General features: G+C 61.5%; 14 protein-coding genes. 6 read left to right on the top strand and 8 right to left on the bottom strand.

Going from position 1 to position 16,915, the window contains the following annotated elements:
- Positions 1-2: 2 nt before the first annotated feature.
- The gene (locus EEQ99_RS06530) at positions 3-827 is read left to right on the top strand and encodes a transglutaminase family protein (RefSeq protein ID WP_063474461.1); all 825 of its coding nucleotides are present in this window, start codon (positions 3-5) and stop codon (positions 825-827) included.
- A 136-nt stretch (positions 828-963) separates the two neighbouring features.
- Here EEQ99_RS06530 and araD read toward each other — a convergent pair whose 3' ends face one another.
- The 6 genes from araD to chvE form a co-directional block, all read right to left on the bottom strand.
- Positions 964-2,703 carry an L-arabinonate dehydratase gene (araD, locus tag EEQ99_RS06525; protein WP_047611438.1) on the bottom strand — a complete coding sequence of 580 codons (1,740 nt, stop codon included), beginning with the start codon at positions 2,701-2,703 and terminating at the stop codon, positions 964-966.
- Positions 2,704-2,764: 61 nt separating this feature from the next.
- On the bottom strand, positions 2,765-4,198 hold the full coding sequence (locus EEQ99_RS06520; RefSeq protein WP_047611439.1) for an aldehyde dehydrogenase family protein: 1,434 nt from the start codon (positions 4,196-4,198) through the stop codon (positions 2,765-2,767).
- A 68-nt stretch (positions 4,199-4,266) separates the two neighbouring features.
- Entirely contained in the window at positions 4,267-5,262 is a 996-nt protein-coding gene (araD1, locus tag EEQ99_RS06515) for an AraD1 family protein (RefSeq protein WP_063474460.1), read from the bottom strand.
- Positions 5,263-5,381: 119 nt separating this feature from the next.
- Complete coding sequence (gene mmsB, locus EEQ99_RS06510; RefSeq protein ID WP_047614346.1) at positions 5,382-6,593, bottom strand: multiple monosaccharide ABC transporter permease; 1,212 nt, start codon at positions 6,591-6,593, stop codon at positions 5,382-5,384.
- Positions 6,590-8,128, bottom strand: a complete 1,539-nt coding sequence (gene mmsA, locus EEQ99_RS06505) for a multiple monosaccharide ABC transporter ATP-binding protein (protein WP_047611458.1) — start codon at positions 8,126-8,128, stop codon at positions 6,590-6,592. The genes mmsB and mmsA overlap by 4 nt, the downstream gene beginning before the upstream one ends.
- Positions 8,129-8,223: 95 nt before the next feature.
- On the bottom strand, positions 8,224-9,288 hold the full coding sequence (gene chvE / locus EEQ99_RS06500; protein ID WP_047611463.1) for a multiple monosaccharide ABC transporter substrate-binding protein: 1,065 nt from the start codon (positions 9,286-9,288) through the stop codon (positions 8,224-8,226).
- 271 nt (positions 9,289-9,559) lie between these two features.
- Between chvE and EEQ99_RS06495 the strand changes: the two genes are divergently transcribed.
- Both EEQ99_RS06495 and EEQ99_RS06490 read left to right on the top strand, forming a co-directional pair.
- Complete coding sequence (locus EEQ99_RS06495) at positions 9,560-10,564, top strand: LysR family transcriptional regulator (protein ID WP_047611800.1); 1,005 nt, start codon at positions 9,560-9,562, stop codon at positions 10,562-10,564.
- Between the two features lie 74 nt (positions 10,565-10,638).
- Positions 10,639-11,109 carry a hypothetical protein gene (locus tag EEQ99_RS06490; RefSeq protein WP_127430167.1) on the top strand — a complete coding sequence of 157 codons (471 nt, stop codon included), beginning with the start codon at positions 10,639-10,641 and terminating at the stop codon, positions 11,107-11,109.
- On the opposite strand, the gene EEQ99_RS06485 is transcribed toward EEQ99_RS06490, so the two are convergent.
- Complete coding sequence (locus EEQ99_RS06485; RefSeq protein ID WP_127430166.1) at positions 11,110-11,397, bottom strand: hypothetical protein; 288 nt, start codon at positions 11,395-11,397, stop codon at positions 11,110-11,112.
- A 313-nt stretch (positions 11,398-11,710) separates the two neighbouring features.
- On the opposite strand from EEQ99_RS06485, the gene iolG reads away from it, so the two are divergent.
- Complete coding sequence (gene iolG / locus EEQ99_RS06480; protein ID WP_127430165.1) at positions 11,711-12,703, top strand: inositol 2-dehydrogenase; 993 nt, start codon at positions 11,711-11,713, stop codon at positions 12,701-12,703.
- A 129-nt stretch (positions 12,704-12,832) separates the two neighbouring features.
- Here the strand turns inward: iolG and EEQ99_RS06475 are convergent, their stop codons facing one another.
- Entirely contained in the window at positions 12,833-14,056 is a 1,224-nt protein-coding gene (locus EEQ99_RS06475) for an ROK family transcriptional regulator (RefSeq protein ID WP_097542038.1), read from the bottom strand.
- A gap of 229 nt (positions 14,057-14,285) precedes the next feature.
- Between EEQ99_RS06475 and xylF the strand changes: the two genes are divergently transcribed.
- Positions 14,286-15,326, top strand: coding sequence for a D-xylose ABC transporter substrate-binding protein (xylF, locus tag EEQ99_RS06470; protein WP_047614359.1), 1,041 nt, complete (start codon positions 14,286-14,288; stop codon positions 15,324-15,326).
- Positions 15,327-15,590: 264 nt separating this feature from the next.
- On the top strand, positions 15,591-16,904 hold the full coding sequence (locus EEQ99_RS06465; protein ID WP_047611475.1) for a sugar ABC transporter permease: 1,314 nt from the start codon (positions 15,591-15,593) through the stop codon (positions 16,902-16,904).
- Positions 16,905-16,915 lie beyond the last annotated feature (11 nt).

Here is a 16,915-nt window from a genome sequence, read left to right as displayed (position 1 = left end):
ACATGAGAATGAAGATCAGCCATCTCACCGAATACCGCTACGACGGACCGACGCAGTTCTCGCTGCAACGGCTGAGGTTGACGCCGCCGACGAGCCCCCATCAGAAAGTCCTCACCTGGGCGCTGAACGTAGAGGGTGCCGTACCCGAGGTCGAGTATGACGACCAGTACGGCAATCACGTCAATCTGGTCTCGCTGGAAGGCGAGCAGGACGTGACGCGCATTCTCGCCGAAGGCGAGGTCGAGACGGAGGACAACAACGGCGTCACCGGCCCGCATACCGGCTTCTGCCCGCTTTGGCTGTTTCTGCGCGACACGCCGCTGACCAAGGGCGGCAAGCTGGTCAAGGAACTGATCAAGGGTGTCGGAGGCGATAACGAGCTTGCCCGCATGCATGCGCTGATGGCGGCAATCCACGAGACGGTCGACTACAAGCCCGGCACCAGCAACACCGAGACGACGGCCGAACAGGCGCTGGAGAAGAAGAGCGGCGTCTGCCAGGACCACGCGCACATTTTCATTGCCGCCGCCCGCGCCCTGCAGGTGCCGGCGCGTTACATCTCGGGCTATCTTATGATGGAAGAGAAGGTCGAGCAGGCGGCGACCCATGCCTGGGCCGAGGCCCATATTCCCGGCCTCGGCTGGGTCGGCTTCGATCCCGCCAACGAGATCTGCCCGGATGCCCGGTACGTCAGGATCGCCTCCGGCCTCTGCTACCGCGACGCCGCGCCGATTTCAGGCATGCGCATCGGTACGCCGGGCGAAACGTTGTCGGTCACCGTGAAGGTAGAAGACGGCGGCCAGATGCAAAGTCAAAGCCAGAGCTGACTGGACACTCCCGAAATCCACCTTATTTCGGGAGGCGTCGCACGTCAAAATTGCCGCCATCTTCTCATTGAACAAGTGCAAAAAAGGCGGGGTGATGCCCCGCCTTTCATCGATTTCCAATCCTGGATCTACGCTGTCAGTGGCTGTCCTTACCGACAGCGTTTCCGCGACATCCCTTGAGGAAGTCGAGGTCCGCACCGGTATCGGCCCCCTCGACATGCTGCTGATGCAGGAAGGCATAGCCTGATTTGGGCAGATCGTGGTTCGGCTGCCATTCGGCGAGCCGCCGCGCCAGTTCTTCCTCGGAAATGTCGAGATGCAGGCGACGGTTCGGCACATCCAGCTCGATCATGTCGCCATTTTTCACGACCGCCAGCGGTCCGCCGACGGCTGCTTCCGGAGAGGTGTGCAGCACGACGGTGCCGTAAGCCGTTCCGGACATGCGCGCGTCGGAAATGCGCACCATGTCGAGGATGCCCTTCTTCAGCACCTTCGGCGGCAGCCCCATGTTGCCGACCTCGGCCATGCCGGGATAACCCTTCGGCCCGCAGTTCTTCATGACCATGATGCAAGTTTCGTCGATGTCGAGATTATCGTCGTTGATCTTGGCCTTGTAGTCGTCGATGTCCTCGAACACCACGGCCCTGCCCCGGTGCACCAGGAGATGCGGCGAGGCGGCCGAAGGCTTCAACACCGCGCCCTTCGGCGCGAGATTGCCGCGCAGCACGACGATGCCGCCCGAAGATGTCAGCGCCTTTTCAGCCGGCAGGATGACGTCCTCGTTCCAGTTGATGACCTCCTTGACCTCGTCCCAGACGGTTTCGCCGGAGACCGTCAGCGCATCCTTGTGCAGAAGACCTGCCTCGCCGAGGCGCTTCAGCACCACCGGCAGGCCGCCCGCATAGAAGAACTCTTCCATCAGGTATTTGCCCGACGGCATCAGGTTGACGATTGTGGGAACGTCGCGGCCGCAGCGGTCCCAGTCATCAAGCGAAAGATCGATGCCGACACGGCCGGCGATGGCGAGCAGGTGGATGACGGCATTGGTCGATCCGCCGATGGCCGCGTTGGTGCGGATGGCGTTCTCGAAAGCCTGCTTCGTCATGATGTCGGAGGGCTTCAGGTCGTCCTTGACCATCTGGACGATCCGCCGGCCGGTGAGCTGCGCCATGACCTTGCGGCGGGAATCAACGCCCGGGATCGCGGCATTACCTGACAGTGCCATGCCGAGCGCCTCGGCCATGGAAGCCATGGTGGACGCGGTGCCCATGGTGTTGCAGGTGCCCGACGAACGGCTCATCGAGGCTTCCGCCTCGAGGAATTCGGCCTGCGTCATCTCGCCGGCCTTCACCATTTCGGAAAACTTCCACAGATGCGTGCCCGAGCCGACGCGTTCGCCACGGAAATAGCCGTTCAGCATCGGTCCGCCGGTGACGACGATCGACGGCAGGTCGCAGGAAGCCGCTCCCATGAGAAGCGACGGCGTGGTCTTGTCGCAGCCGACCAGCAGCACGCAGCCGTCCATCGGCTGGCCGCGGATCGCCTCTTCCACCGCGAGCGCGGCAAGGTTGCGATACATCATCGCGGTCGGGCGGAAGGTGTTTTCCGACGCCGAGAATACCGGCACCTCAAGCGGGAAGCCGCCGGCCTCCCATACGCCCGCCTTCACCTTTTCGGCGAGTTCTCTGAGATGACCGTTGCACGGGGTCATATCCGACCAGGTGTTGAGGATGCCGATCACCGGCCGGCCATCGAACAGGTCGTGCGGATAACCCTGGTTCTTAAGCCAGCCGCGGTGATAAATCACATCGCGGCTCGTGCCGCCGTACCATTCCTGCGACCTCAGCTTGCGCGGCCATTCCGCTTTCTTCTTCATCGTCTCTATCCTTCAGGATGTCGCCGGACCGCCTCGTACGGTCCGGGACATCGCCTTTGTTTCAAGCCAGCGTGTAGGCGGTCTTGACGGTTGTGTAGAATTCGGCGGCGTATTTGCCCTGCTCGCGCGGGCCATAGGACGAACCTTTGCGGCCGCCGAAGGGAACGTGGAAATCGACGCCTGCCGTCGGCAGGTTGACCATCACCATGCCGGCCTCGGAATTGCGCTTGAAGTGCGTCGCATGTTTCAGGCTGGTCGTGGCGATGCCGGCCGAAAGGCCGAACGGCGTGTCGTTGGCGATGGCAAGCGCCTCGTCGTAATCCTTCGCCCGGATCACCGAGACCACAGGCCCGAAGATCTCCTCGCGCGAAATCCGCATCTGGTTGGTCGCTTCGGTAAACAGCGTCGGCTGCAGATAGAAGCCGGGCGTGTCGCGCGAGATGACCTCGCCGCCGAAGGCGAGTTTGGCGCCTTCCGACTTGCCGATCTCGATATAGTCGGTATCGGTCTTCAGCTGCCGCTCATCGACGACCGGACCGATATGGGTGCCGGCCTTCAGCGCGTTGTCGACGACCAGCGTCTTCAGCTTGTCGGTGAGCGCTGCGACGAACTTGTCGTGAATGCCCTCGGTGACGATCAGGCGCGACGACGCCGTGCAGCGCTGGCCGGTGGAGAAGAAGCCGGAATTGGCGGCGGCCTCGACGGCGACGTTGAGGTCGGCATCGTCGAGCACGACCATCGGGTTCTTGCCGCCCATTTCCAGCTGGAACTTGCGGTTATGCTCGATGGAGGCGGCGGCGACACGCCGGCCGGTGCCGGTGGAACCGGTAAAGGTGATGCCGTGAACGTCGGGGCTTTCGAGCATGGCCTGACCGACGACCGAGCCCTTGCCCATGACGAGGTTCAAGACGCCCTTCGGCAGGCCGGCGCGGTTGAGGATATCGACAATCGCCCAGGAACAGGCGGGCACCAGTTCGGCCGGCTTGAAGACGATGGTGTTGCCGTAGCAGAGTGCCGGCGCGATCTTCCAGGCGGGGATGGCGATCGGGAAATTCCACGGCGTGATGATGCCGATGACGCCAAGCGCCTCGCGGGTGATCTCGACGCCGATGTTCGGGCGAACCGAGGGGAGGACCTCGCCAGCCAGCCGCAGCGCTTCGCCGGCGAAGAATTCGAAAATCTGCGAGGCGCGGATCACTTCACCGGTGGCTTCCGGCAGCGTTTTGCCTTCCTCGCGGGCGAGCAGCGCGCCGAGTTCGTCCTTCCGCGCCATGATCTCGTCGCCGGTCTTCTTCAGGATGACGTGGCGTTCCCAGATGCCGGAACGCGACCAGGCCGGGAAAGCGGCCTTGGCGGCGGCAATGGCGTTTCTGGTGTCTTCAGCGCTGCCGTCGGCATAGAGGCCGACGACTTCGTTCGTGTCCGACGGATTGATATTCTTCGTCGCGTTCGAGCCGACCCATTCGCCGGCGATCAGGTTTTGATAAATGGTCATGGGCTTAACAAGCCTCCTTTACCGTTTACGAGCATGATCCGGCCGCCGGATGCGGCCAGGTCTTGAAATCAGAGCTGCCGGACGGCGATCTCTTCCTCGGCGGCCACTGCAAGCGGATTGCGGAGCGGCAGGCCGAATTCGGCGACTTCGATCTCGAAGATGTCGCCCTCTTCGGTCTTGACGCCATCGGCAAAGGAAAGGGTCGCCGTGCCGAACATATGGACATGAACATCGCCCGGCACACGGAAGAGGCCGTATTTGAAATGGTGATATTCGAGATTGGCGAAGGTGTGCGACATGTTCGCCTCACCGGAGAGGAACGGCTTTTCGAAGATCACCTTGTCGCCGCGCTTGATGCGCGAGGTGCCGCGAATATCGTCCGGGGCGGCGCCGATGCGGATTTCCGGACCATAGGCGGCCGGGCGCAGTTTGGAGTGGGCCAGATAGAGATAGTTGATCCGCTCGGTGACGTGGTCCGAAAACTCGTTCGACAGCGCAAAGCCGATGCGGAACGGCGAGCCGTCCTTGGAAATCACGTAAATGCCAGCCATTTCAGGCTCTTCGCCGCCGTCGAGCGCGAAGGACGGCGAGATCAGCGGGGCGCCGGGGGCTGCCGTGCCATAGCCGTTGCCCTTGTAGAACCATTCGGGCTGCACGCCCTTCTCGCCGGCCTTCGGCTTGCCGTTCTCCAGCCCCATCTTGAACATCTTCATCGAGTCCGTCAGGGTTTCCTCGGCGGCTTCGGTGGTTTTCTTGTGCATGGAATCGCGCGTTGCCGCCGATCCCAGATGCGTCAGGCCGGTGCCGGTCAGATGCAGGTGGGCGGCATCGGGATGGGTGATCGGCGGAAGGAAGCGGCCCTCCGCATAGGCCTTTTCAAGATCGACGGCAGCGCCGTAGCCATGGGCCTCGATGACTGAGGCAAGCGACTTGCCGCCGTCTGCGGCTTCCATCGCCAGCGCATAGACGCTGCCGGCATTGTTGACCGACTTTGCAGCGCCGCCCGGCTCACGCACGGCGACGACGATCTCTCCGTTGGCACCTTTGATCTGGGAAATAAGCACGTCTTCGATCCTTCTCGTTTCGGCGAAGACAGGAAAAAGCTCCGCCTGTCCGGCTCCATCAGGAGCCGGAATCCATCATTCATATGACTGCGAATGCCTGGCTGGCGCTTCGGAAGCGGTCAGCCCTTGTTCTTATTATAGACGTCGAAGAACACGGCGGCGAGGAGCACGGCGCCCTTGACCATCTGCTGCGAGTCGGTGCCGAGACCGTGGATCGACATGCCGTTGTTCATGATGCCCATGATCAGCGCGCCGATGACAGCGCCGGTCACCTTGCCGACGCCGCCCTGGGCGGATGCGCCACCGATGAAGCAGGCGGCGATCACGTCGAGTTCAAGACCGAAGCCGCCCTTGGCCGTCGCCGAGTTGAGACGCAGGGCAACGATCAGACCAGCCAGTCCGGCGAGCAGACCCATATTGGCAAAGGTCAGGAAGGTCAGCCGCTCGGTGTTGATACCGGAAAGCTTCGTCGCCTTCTCATTGCCGCCCATGGCGTAGATGCGGCGACCGATCGTCGTGCGGCGGGTAATGAAGGCATAGGCAGCAACCAGGACCAGCATGACCATCAGCACGTTCGGGAAGCCGCGATAGATCGACAGCTGATAGCCGAGCGCCAGAATGGCGAGCGTGACGAGGGCGTTCTGGGCAAGGAAGAAGCCGAGCGGCTCAACGTCGTTGCCATGCTTCTCGTTCGACAGACGCTTGCGCCATGCCAGATAGAAGAGGGCGACGGCGCCGACGACGGTGAGGATGATCGAGGTCGAGTTGATGCCGCCCATATCGAAAGCGTTTGGCAGGAAGCCGATGCTGATCAGCTGGAAGGCCGGCGGGAAAGGACCGATGCTGGTGCCGGTCCCCGATGCCGTCATCACGAACAGCGTCAGGCCGCGGAAGACCAGCATGCCGGCCAGCGTGACGATGAAGGACGGGATTTTGTGATAAGCGACGAAATAGCCCTGGATGCCGCCGACAAGCGCGCCCATGGCAAGACATACGATACCCGCCAGGACATAATTCGTGTGCCATTGCACCGTCATCACGCCGGCGATAGCGCCGATAAAGCCGACGACCGATCCGACCGAAAGATCGATATGGCCGGCGACGATGACCAGCAGCATGCCGAGCGCCATGATGACGATGAAGGAGTTCTGCAGAATGATATTGGTCAGGTTGAGCGGCCTGAAGAGAACGCCACCGGTCGAGAACTGGAAGAACACCATGATCGCGATGAGCGCGATGAACATGCCATATTCGCGGATGTTGCCGCGAACATAGTCTCCGATGGAGACGACACGCCCCTGCTCAGCGATGGGTTGATTGATCGGTGTCATTGCTTCTTCTCCCCTGAGCGCATGATAGCGCGCATGATGGTTTCCTGGCTTGCTTCTCCCTTCGGCAGTTCAGCGACGATGCGTCCTTCGTTCATCACGTAGATGCGGTCACAAGTGCCAAGCAGTTCGGGCATTTCCGACGAGATCATCAGAACGCCCTTTCCATCGGCGGCAAGCTGGTTGATGATAGTATAGATTTCGTATTTTGCGCCAACATCGATGCCGCGCGTCGGCTCGTCGAGGATCAAAACATCGGGATTGGAGAACAGCCATTTCGACAGCACCACCTTTTGCTGGTTGCCGCCGGAAAGATTGACCGTCTCCTGGAAGATGCTGGAGGAGCGGATGCGCAGCTTCGAGCGATAGTCGGTCGCAACCCGCGATTCCTTGACGCTGTCGATGACGGACGCATTCGACACCGCCTTCAAATTGACGAGCGTCGTATTGTGCAGGATCGTGTCGTTGAGCACGAGGCCGAGTTGCTTGCGGTCTTCGGTAACGTAAGCGAGACCCGCGTCGATCGCCCTGCGCACGGTGCTGACGTCGACCGGCTTGCCGTGCATCAGCGCCTCGCCCGAGATCTTGTGGCCATAGGCCTTGCCAAACAGGCTCATGGCGAATTCGGTGCGCCCTGCCCCCATCAGGCCGGCGATGCCGACGACCTCGCCCTTCCGGACGGTGATGTTGATATTGTGCAGAACCTGACGGTCGCGGTGCTGCTGGTGATAGGCGTTCCAGTTCTTCACTTCGAGAATGGTTTCGCCGATCGGCACCGAACGCGGCGGATAGCGGTCTTCGAGATCGCGGCCGACCATGTTGCGGATGATGATGTCTTCGCTGATTTCGTCCGCGTGACAGTCGAGCGTCTTGACGGTCATGCCGTCGCGCAGGACGGTGATCTGGTCGGCGACCTTGCGGATCTCGTTCAGCTTATGGGAAATGATGATCGAGGTGATGCCCTGCTTGCGGAACTCCATCAGCAGGTTGAGCAGAGCGTCGGAATCGCTTTCGTTGAGCGAGGCCGTCGGCTCGTCGAGGATAAGCAGCTTCACGCTCTTCGACAGCGCCTTGGCGATCTCCACGAGCTGCTGCTTGCCGACGCCGATGTCGGTCACCAGCGTGTTCGGAGACTCCTGCAGGCCGACCTTCTTGAGCAGCTGCTTGGTACGGTTGAACGTCTCGTCCCAGCTGATGACGCCGCTCTTGGCGTTCTCGTTGCCGAGGAAGATGTTTTCGCCGATCGACAGCAACGGCACGAGCGCCAGTTCCTGGTGGATGATGACGATGCCGATTTCTTCGGAGTCCCTCAGGGCCTTGAAGTTGCGCGTCTCGCCTTCATAGACGATGTCGCCGTCATAGCTTCCGGTGGGATAGACGCCTGATAGTACTTTCATCAGGGTCGATTTGCCGGCCCCGTTTTCGCCCACCAATGCGTGGATCTCACCCTGGCGAACCTTGAGGTTCACGTTCTCCAGCGCCTTGACGCCCGGGAACGTCTTGGTGATGCTCCGCATCTCGAGGATGGTATTGTCCATAGTCAAAGTTCCAGCGCCCCCAGCCGTAAATGGCCGGGTAATCATAAAATCGAAGGCCGGAACCCGCAAGCGCGGGCTCCGGCCTCCTGCTCAAGTTACTTCAGCTTGTCTTCGGTGTAGTAACCGCTGTCGACGAGGATCTGCTTGTAGTTGGTTTTGTCGACGGCAACCGGCTTCAGCAGATAGGACGGAACGACCTTGACGCCGTTATCGTAGGTCTTCGTGTCGTTGACTTCAGGCTCCTTGCCGGACATCACGGCATCGACCATGGCAACGGTGACCTTGGCGAGTTCGCGGGTGTCCTTGAAGATCGTCGAATGCTGTTCGCCAGCAATGATCGACTTGACCGACGGGATTTCAGCGTCCTGACCGGTGACGATCGGCAGCGGCTGGGCCGCAGTACCGTAACCAACGCCCTTCAGCGAGGAAATGATACCGATCGACAGACCGTCATAGGGAGACAGGACGGCATCGACCTTGGCATCGGTGTAGTTAGCCGAGAGCAGGTTGTCCATGCGGGCCTGGGCCGTTGCCGGATCCCAACGCAGCGTGCCGACCTTGTCCATGCCGGTCTGGCCGGACTTCACGACGAGCTTGCCGCTGTCGATGTAGGGCTGGAGGACGGACATTGCGCCATCATAGAAGAAGAAGGCGTTGTTATCGTCCGGCGAACCGCCGAAGAGTTCGATGTTGAACGGCCCCTTGCCATCCTTGAGGCCGAGGCCGTCAACGATGGAGCCAGCCTGCAGAACGCCGACCTGGAAGTTGTCGAACGTTGCGTAGTAGTCGACGTTGCCCGAATCGCGGATCAGACGGTCATAAGCGATGACCTTGATACCGGCGTCGTGTGCCTTCTGGAGAACGTCGGAAAGCGTCGTGCCGTCGATCGAAGCGATGACGAGGACCTTGACGCCCTTGGTCACCATGTTTTCGATCTGCGAAAGCTGGTTCGGAATATCGTCGTCGCCATACTGCAGGTCAGTGCCGTAACCGGCAGCCTGGAGCTGCTTGACGATGTTGTTGCCGTCGTCGATCCAGCGGGCCGAAGCCTTGGTCGGCATCGCGATACCGACAGTGCCCTTGTCCGCGGCGAGCGCCGGTGCAACGAACGAAGCGACGCCGAAGGCAGCCGCAGCCATCAATGAGATAATGGATTTCATTTCTCTCTCCCTTGTTAATAGAGCAGCGGACGAAAAATCGCCCGCCCCGAAACTGTGGCAGGTTCCGTATTGGATAGTTACTTCAGATGGTGAGAAACGAAGTAGGTCTCCTCCACGATCTCACACGTGTTGAGTGCCAACCAGCACACGGCGGCAAACTGGTATGGATTCCTATAACTGTCAAATAGAATAAGTGCTAACGTGCATAACAATTTTGGTATATCGTTAAAAAGTATTACTTTTGATGGAGCGCAGCGAGGAGGCTGCAACCATGACGATTGTTTCCGAGCCATTTTCGATGGACTACGTCGATATCCACAGTGATAATTTCGACGATGACAGCCTTCTACGTGCAGGACTTAAGCTGAATCACCTGCGGATGATCGTCGCAATCGAAGATAGTGGACAGATTTCCGCAGCTGCGGAAGTCCTGAACATCTCGCAGCCCGCCGCGTCGCGCATGTTGTCGGAAATGGAATCAATCACCAAGACATCGCTCTATGAGCGCGTGGCCCGCGGCGTGGTGCTGACAACCTTCGGCGCAGCGCTGGCGCGCAGGGCCCGGAAGATCCTTCTGGAGCTGCGCGAGGCGAGCCGCGAGATCGGCGAGTTGAAAAGCGGCAAGGGCGGCTCGGTCTTCATCGGTTCGGTGACGGCGCCGGCCATGAGCCTCGTCGTGCCGGCGATCAACAAGGTGCGCAAGGCCTATCCCGGCATCGAGATCAACATCCAGGTGGAGACGAGCAACGTGCTTGCCCGCGAGCTGCTCGCCGCCCGCCACGACTTCATCATCGGCCGCATCCCCGACGATCTCAACCCGCGCCTCTTCGAGGTGACGGAGATCGGCATCGAGCGGGCTTGCCTGATCGTGCGCGACCGCCACCCGCTGATGAAGCAGAAGGTGAGCAGCCTTTCCGACGTCCGGGATTATGACTGGGTGTTCCAGCCGCCGGGCACGCTGCTGCGCCGCACGATCGAGGACGTTTTCCTGTCGCGTGGCGTGGCGCTGCCTGAGAACATCGTCAACACCTCTTCGCTGCTGCTGACCTGCGCCATCATCTGCGAGACCGATGCGATTGCTCCGGTCGCCGTCGACGTCGCCCAGTTCCTGGCCAGCCAGAGCTCGAATGCCTCGGATGTGCGCATGCTGCCGATCGATTTCGACATCAACGTCAAGCCTTACAGCATGATCACGGCGAGGGAACGGGCGCTGCCGCCGAGCGCAAGGCTGCTCTACGACATCATCCTCGAGGAGAGCCGCAAGCAGGCCGGCTGACACGCCGGCTGACAAGCCCGCAAGCCCTGCGCCATCTTGCTCTCTTCTAATACCTGCTTCGAAAGGAAGGCGTGATGCTGTTCGGGCAGTCGGTATTTCAATCAGTCCTCGAGCGGCTGAAGGCGGAGGACGAGACGGCCGAAGGCGCCGATGCGCCGGCCGCCCATCGCGTCTCCGGCCTCGGCACCGGGTTTGCCTTCGATGTCATGGAGGGCGTCTCGGCTGCCTCGCAGCGCGTCGGCCAGGCCTATTTCGATCATCTGGATCTCGATGCTAGCGCCGGGGTCGTGGAAAAGCCGGCGGCTGCGCCTCCAGCCGAGCCCGCCATGCCGGATCATCTCGCCCGCACGACACCGCACGAGGTTGCCGCCGAACTGGCAATCTCCGCCGCCGATACCCCGCTGACACTGCGCGAGAAGCGCCGCGCCTTCGCCCGGGCCAATCATCCCGATGGCGTCGCGCTGCCCTTCCGCGACAATGCGACGAAGCGGATGATGCTGGCCAACCTGCTGATCGACGAAGCACTGCGCCGAATCGGCCGCTGACTATTCCGCGGGCCCGTCCTTCGAAGGTTTTTCAGCGGTCGCCGCGGGTTCGTCCTCGTCCTCGTCCTCGGCGTCGGGCTGCACGGGCGGCTCGATGACAGGCGGCTGCGGATTGAAGGTCCAGAACAATATATAGAAGGAATAGGCGCCTGCCCCGCCCGCGAGCACGCCCCAGAACGGATCGCCGGTGACGAATTCGACCACGGCCCAGCCGAAGCAGACGGCAATAATGGCAACACGCACCCAAAGATGACGGTATGCCGGATGGTTCGGATCGATGATTTGCATTCCTGCCCCGCGGTCGCATATGTCGCACTGCCTTCGGCCCGTGCTGCGATTGTCTCTAGAACCTTTCCTGATCAGATTAAAGTATTCTCTTGGCTGAAAGGCCGGGCATCTTTACGCCAGGATCAGAGGCTATCGGCTTTGCCCCGGGCAAAACCTGCACTCGCGGAAGACGTCAATCCGACGAGGAAGGCTCTGGTTCGAATCTTGCAAATGTGAAAGATCCGCGGGCTTGACGTGGTCCGCAGAAGATGGAATGAAAATTCCAGATTTTTGGCAATTCGGTTTATTTGTTCCGAATTCAAGGGAGGTTAGAATGACAGTGAGATTTGGTCTTCTCGGCGCCGGCCGCATCGGCAAGGTCCATGCAAAGGCCGTCAGCGGCGACGCCAATGCGACGCTCGTCGCGGTCGCCGACGCCTTTCCGCAGGCTGCCGAAGCGATCGCCTCCGCCTATGGCTGCGAAGTCCGCACCATCGAGGCGATCGAAGCCGCCAAGGATATCGACGCCGTCGTCATCTGCACGCCGACGGATACACATGCCGACCTGATCGAGCGCTTCGCCCGCGCCGGCAAGGCGATCTTCTGCGAAAAGCCGATCGATCTCGACGTCGCCCGCGTCAAGGCCTGCATCAAGGTGGTGGAAGAGACCGGCGCCAAGCTGATGGTCGGTTTCAACCGCCGCTTCGACCCGCATTTCATGGCAGTGCGCAAGGTCATCGACGACGGCAAGATCGGCGATGTCGAGATGGTGACGATCACCTCGCGCGACCCCGGCGCCCCGCCGGTCGATTATATCAAGCGCTCCGGCGGCATCTTCCGCGACATGACGATCCATGATTTCGACATGGCCCGCTTCCTGCTCGGCGAAGAGCCGGTCTCGGTGCTGGCGACTGCCGCCGTACTCGTCGACAAGGCGATCGGCGAAGCCGGCGACTTTGACAGCGTCTCGGTGATCCTGCAGACGAAATCGGGCAAGCAGGCGGTGATCTCCAACTCCCGCCGCGCCACCTACGGCTATGACCAGCGCATCGAAGTGCATGGCGCAAAGGGCATGGCTGCGGCCGAAAACCAGCGCCCTGTTTCGATCGAGGTGGCAAACGGCGACGGCTACACCCGCCCGCCGCTGCATGACTTCTTCATGACCCGCTACACCGAAGCCTATGCCAACGAGATCGCAGCCTTCATCGCCGCGATCGAGAAGGGTTCGAAGATCTCGCCGTCTGGCGCCGATGGCCTCGCAGCGCTGGCGCTCGCCGATGCCGCGGTTCAGTCCGTCAAGGAAGGCAAGCTCATCAAGATCGGCTGACGGCCCTCTCCCGACCGGAAGCCATGCATGAGATGGCCGGGCATTTGCCCGGCCATTTCGCGTTTGGTGGCGTTTGACTCTATGTCGGAGAGAGGACACCTGCTCCCCATGCATTTCAGCAACGCGCCCTCATTCCGCGCTCTGTACGCCCGAGAGTACGATATCCTGATCGATCACCGATAGCGCCCGGTTTAGATGGCCTTCGAAGACGAGGATCTGTTCTTCGGGGACCACCCTGATTTCGGGCATGCCCTCCATGCGCACGACATGCGATTGCCCGAGGCCCTCTTCGATCCCCTGGCGCAGCAGGTCGTAATAACGTGTGCCCGGGCCAGTGATGGCGATCGGCATGCGCTCGGTCAGGCTCAGCATGCGCGACAGGCCGTTGCCGAGCGCCAGCCCTGCCTGACGGAAAGCGAAGGCGGAGATGCGGTGACCCTGGCGCGCCTTGGCGGCGATCTTGTCGAGTTCCGCAACCGGCACGAATTTGGCCGGGATGGTATCGAGCGGCACTTCGAAGGCGCTGCGCAGGATGGCGTAAAAACCGGCATAGGCCTCGATGCAGCCGCGTGTGCCGCAGCGGCAGAGGCCGCCATTGGCCATATGCAGCATGTGCCCGAAATTGGGGGCCGAGATCTCCTGGCCCGTCTGGTTGCCGCGCCTGACGATGCCGAGCCCGATGCTGTGGCCGAGCGAAAGGGCGGCGAGCGAGCGGAAATCGGCGCCCTTCATATTCTCCTCACGCGCGCCGAGCGCTGCGGCGACCAGCAGCGTCTCGTTGTCGAGGATCACCTTGGCCTGCCATTCCGGCCGGAGTGCCGATTCGAAATCGATCTGGTCGCTGCCGAAGATCGGTGACCACAGAAGAACCGGCTCGGTGGAGTTGACCAGCCCCTTGCTGCTGATCGAGATCAGCAGCACCTTTTCCTGCGTAATCTTCGAACGATCGAGAAGGCGCGAAAGCCCGGCGCGTACTGCTGCGACGAAGCGCACGGCACCCGCCGGATCGTGCGAACGCTCCTCGCTGAAGCGGTCGATCAGCTTGCCGGCATAATCCACAAGCGAATATTGCACCGCATCCGAGGAGATGATGACGACGATGAGATAGCCGCAATCGCGCCGCTGGCGCAAAAGCACGCGCGGCCGGCCACGCCCGCTTGCCGGCTGCTGCTCGGATTTCTCGATGATCTGGGCTTTTTCCAGGTCAGCGGTGATCGCCGAGATGGTGGCTGAGGAAAGCCCGGTGGAATCGGATATTTCGGTATGGGCGAGCGCGCCGTGGCGGCGCAGCACGGACAGCACGAGCACGCTGTTTCTCTGCCGGACCAGCTCCGTGCTCGACTTGGTCAGCATGAATGCCGCCCTCTCCTCCTGCTTGCTCTTCCCGTGGTTTCCACTGCATCTCCGGTCGCTGTTGCGCAAGCGAATTAAGCCGGTAGTGCAGTGTTGACAGTTGAAAAAATCTCTGACACTAAATTTCTCGACTGTCGAGAAAAAAATCCAAATCTTTCCCGACAGGCTTTTTCGCGGTGGCCGGAGGAAGCATGGGCTGGGCCGGCCGCAACTCACTCGGGAGGACATTATGAAGTCTATTTTCAAATTGATGGCCGGTGCTGCCATCCTCGTTTCCGTACATACCGCTGCCATGGCTGCCGATCTCGTCGTTGGTGTTTCCTGGTCGAATTTCCAGGAAGAGCGCTGGAAGACGGACGAAGCCGCCATCAAGAAGGCTCTCGAAGCCAAGGGCGCCAAGTATATTTCCGCTGACGCGCAGTCTTCTGCCGCAAAGCAGCTCACCGACGTCGAATCGCTGATTTCGCAGGGCGCCAACGCGCTGATCATCCTCGCTCAGGACTCCGACGCAATCGGCCCGGCCATCGAAAAGGCCGCTGCTGAAGGCATTCCGGTCGTCGGCTACGACCGCCTGATCGAAAACCCGGCTGCCTTCTACATCACCTTCGACAACAAGGAAGTCGGCCGCCTGCAGGCTGAAGGCGTCTTCAAGGCCAAGCCGGAAGGCAACTACGTCTTCATCAAGGGCTCGTCTTCCGACCCGAACGCCGACTTCCTGTTCTCGGGCCAACAGGAAGTGCTGAAGGCCGCGATCGATGCCGGCAAGATCAAGAATGTCGGCGAAGCCTATACCGATGGCTGGCTGCCGGAGAACGCCCAGCGCAACATGGAGCAGTTCCTGACCGCCAACAACAACAAGGTTGACGCCGTCGTCGCTTCGAACGACGGCACGGCCGGCGGCGCGATCGCAGCGCTCGACGCCCAGGGTCTTGCCGGCTCCGTTCCGGTTTCCGGCCAGGACGGTGACAAGGCGGCGCTGAACCGCATCGCTCTCGGCACGCAGACGGTTTCCGTCTGGAAGGACAGCCGGGAACTCGGCAAGCGCGCCGCAGAAATCGCTCTCGACCTCGCCGGCGGCAAGGACATGAGCAAGATCGACGGCGCCCAGGCTTTCAAGGGCGGCCCGAAGGGTGTTGAAATGCAGTCGGTCTTCCTGAAGCCGCTGGCGATCACCAAGGACAACCTGAACGTCGTCATCGACGCCGGCTGGATCTCCAAGGCGGAAGCCTGCCAGGGCGTCAAGGCCGACACCGTCGCTGCCTGCAAGTAAGCCGCGGCTGTAATTGAAATTGCCGGCGCCGCAGCGCAACATCGCTGCGGCGCCGGACGCGGATGAGAATTCCAACGACGAAGTTTTCTCCGCCTCGCCGCACCATCGCGGGTTTTCATTCCCTGCCGGAAGGGTGTCGCGACGCCACGCGACCGGTTTCCGCAAGCATCGCGATGGTTAGTTGAAGAACAGACGCATGACGCCGATGGCAGATTCGGGCACGCCGGCGCGTCCGTCCAAACACAGTGGGGGAACGGCAAACCCATGGCCGAAATGGTAAAATCCACAACATCAAGCGGGCCGCGAACGGCGGAAGCCAATCCGGTGACCCGCTTCTTCCGCGCGACCGAGATCGACACACGCCTGCTCGGCATGATCGGCGCGCTCATCATCATCTGGATCGGTTTCCACATCATCACCGGCGGCCTGTTCCTGACCCCGCGCAATCTCTGGAACCTCTCGGTTCAGACGACCGACATCGCCATCATGACGACGGGCATGGTGCTGATCATCGTCACACGCAACATCGACCTCTCGGTCGGTTCCGTGCTCGGCCTCTGCGGCATGATCATGGGTGTCACCCAGGCCAAGATCCTGCCGGAATATATCGGCTTCGACAGCCCCTTCACCTGGGCGATCACGCTGCTGATCGGCATTGCAGCCGGCTTCCTGATCGGCGCCTTCCAGGGCATCATCATCGCCTTCCTCAACGTTCCCTCCTTCATCGTCACCCTCGGCGGCCTGCTCGTCTGGCGCGGCGCGACCTGGCTCGTCACCAGCGGCCAGACGGTTGCGCCGATGGACCAGACCTTCCGCATCATGGGCGGCGGCGCCGAAGGCTCGATCGGCGCCACCTGGAGCTGGGTCGTCGGTATCGGCGCCTGCCTCTTCGTCATCGCCAGCATCGTCGGCTCGCGCCGGCAGCGCCGTCGCTTCGGCTTTCCGCGCCGGCCGATGTGGGCTGAATATTTCCTCGCCATCCTGAGCTGCGTGCTCATCCTCGGCGCGGTCTCAATCGCCAACAGCTATTACTGGCCAATCAACATCGCCAAGAAATATGCCGAGACCAACAATATTCCCTGGCCCGAGACCGGCCTGGATATTCCATACGGCATCGCCGTGCCGGTGCTGATCGCCATCGTCGTCGGCATCATCATGACCTTCATCGCGACACGCCTTCGCTTCGGCCGCTATGTCTTCGCGATCGGCGGCAACCCCGAAGCGGCGGAACTCGCCGGCATCAAGACCCGCTGGGTCACCGTGAGGATCTTCGCGCTGATGGGCGTTCTGGCCGCTATCGCAGCGGCGATTTCCACCGCCCGCCTCAACGCCGCAACGAACTCGCAGGGCACGCTCGACGAGCTCTACACCATCGCCGCCGCCGTCATCGGCGGAACGTCGCTGGCAGGCGGCACCGGCACCATCGCCGGCGCCATGCTCGGCGCGCTCGTCATGCAGTCGCTGCAGTCGGGCATGGTGCTCGCGCATGTCGACACGCCGCTGCAGAGCGTCGTCGTCGGCACCGTCCTTGTCGTGGCGGTCTGGCTCGACACCGTCTACCGCGCCCGTGCCAAGTGAGAGGAGCCCTG

Origin of the sequence: Rhizobium anhuiense (assembly GCF_003985145.1) — a bacterium.
In the GTDB taxonomy this organism is placed as follows: domain Bacteria; phylum Pseudomonadota; class Alphaproteobacteria; order Rhizobiales; family Rhizobiaceae; genus Rhizobium; species Rhizobium anhuiense.
Note: the sequence above shows the minus strand (reverse complement) of the source record. Positions and strands in the feature narration are given on the sequence as shown.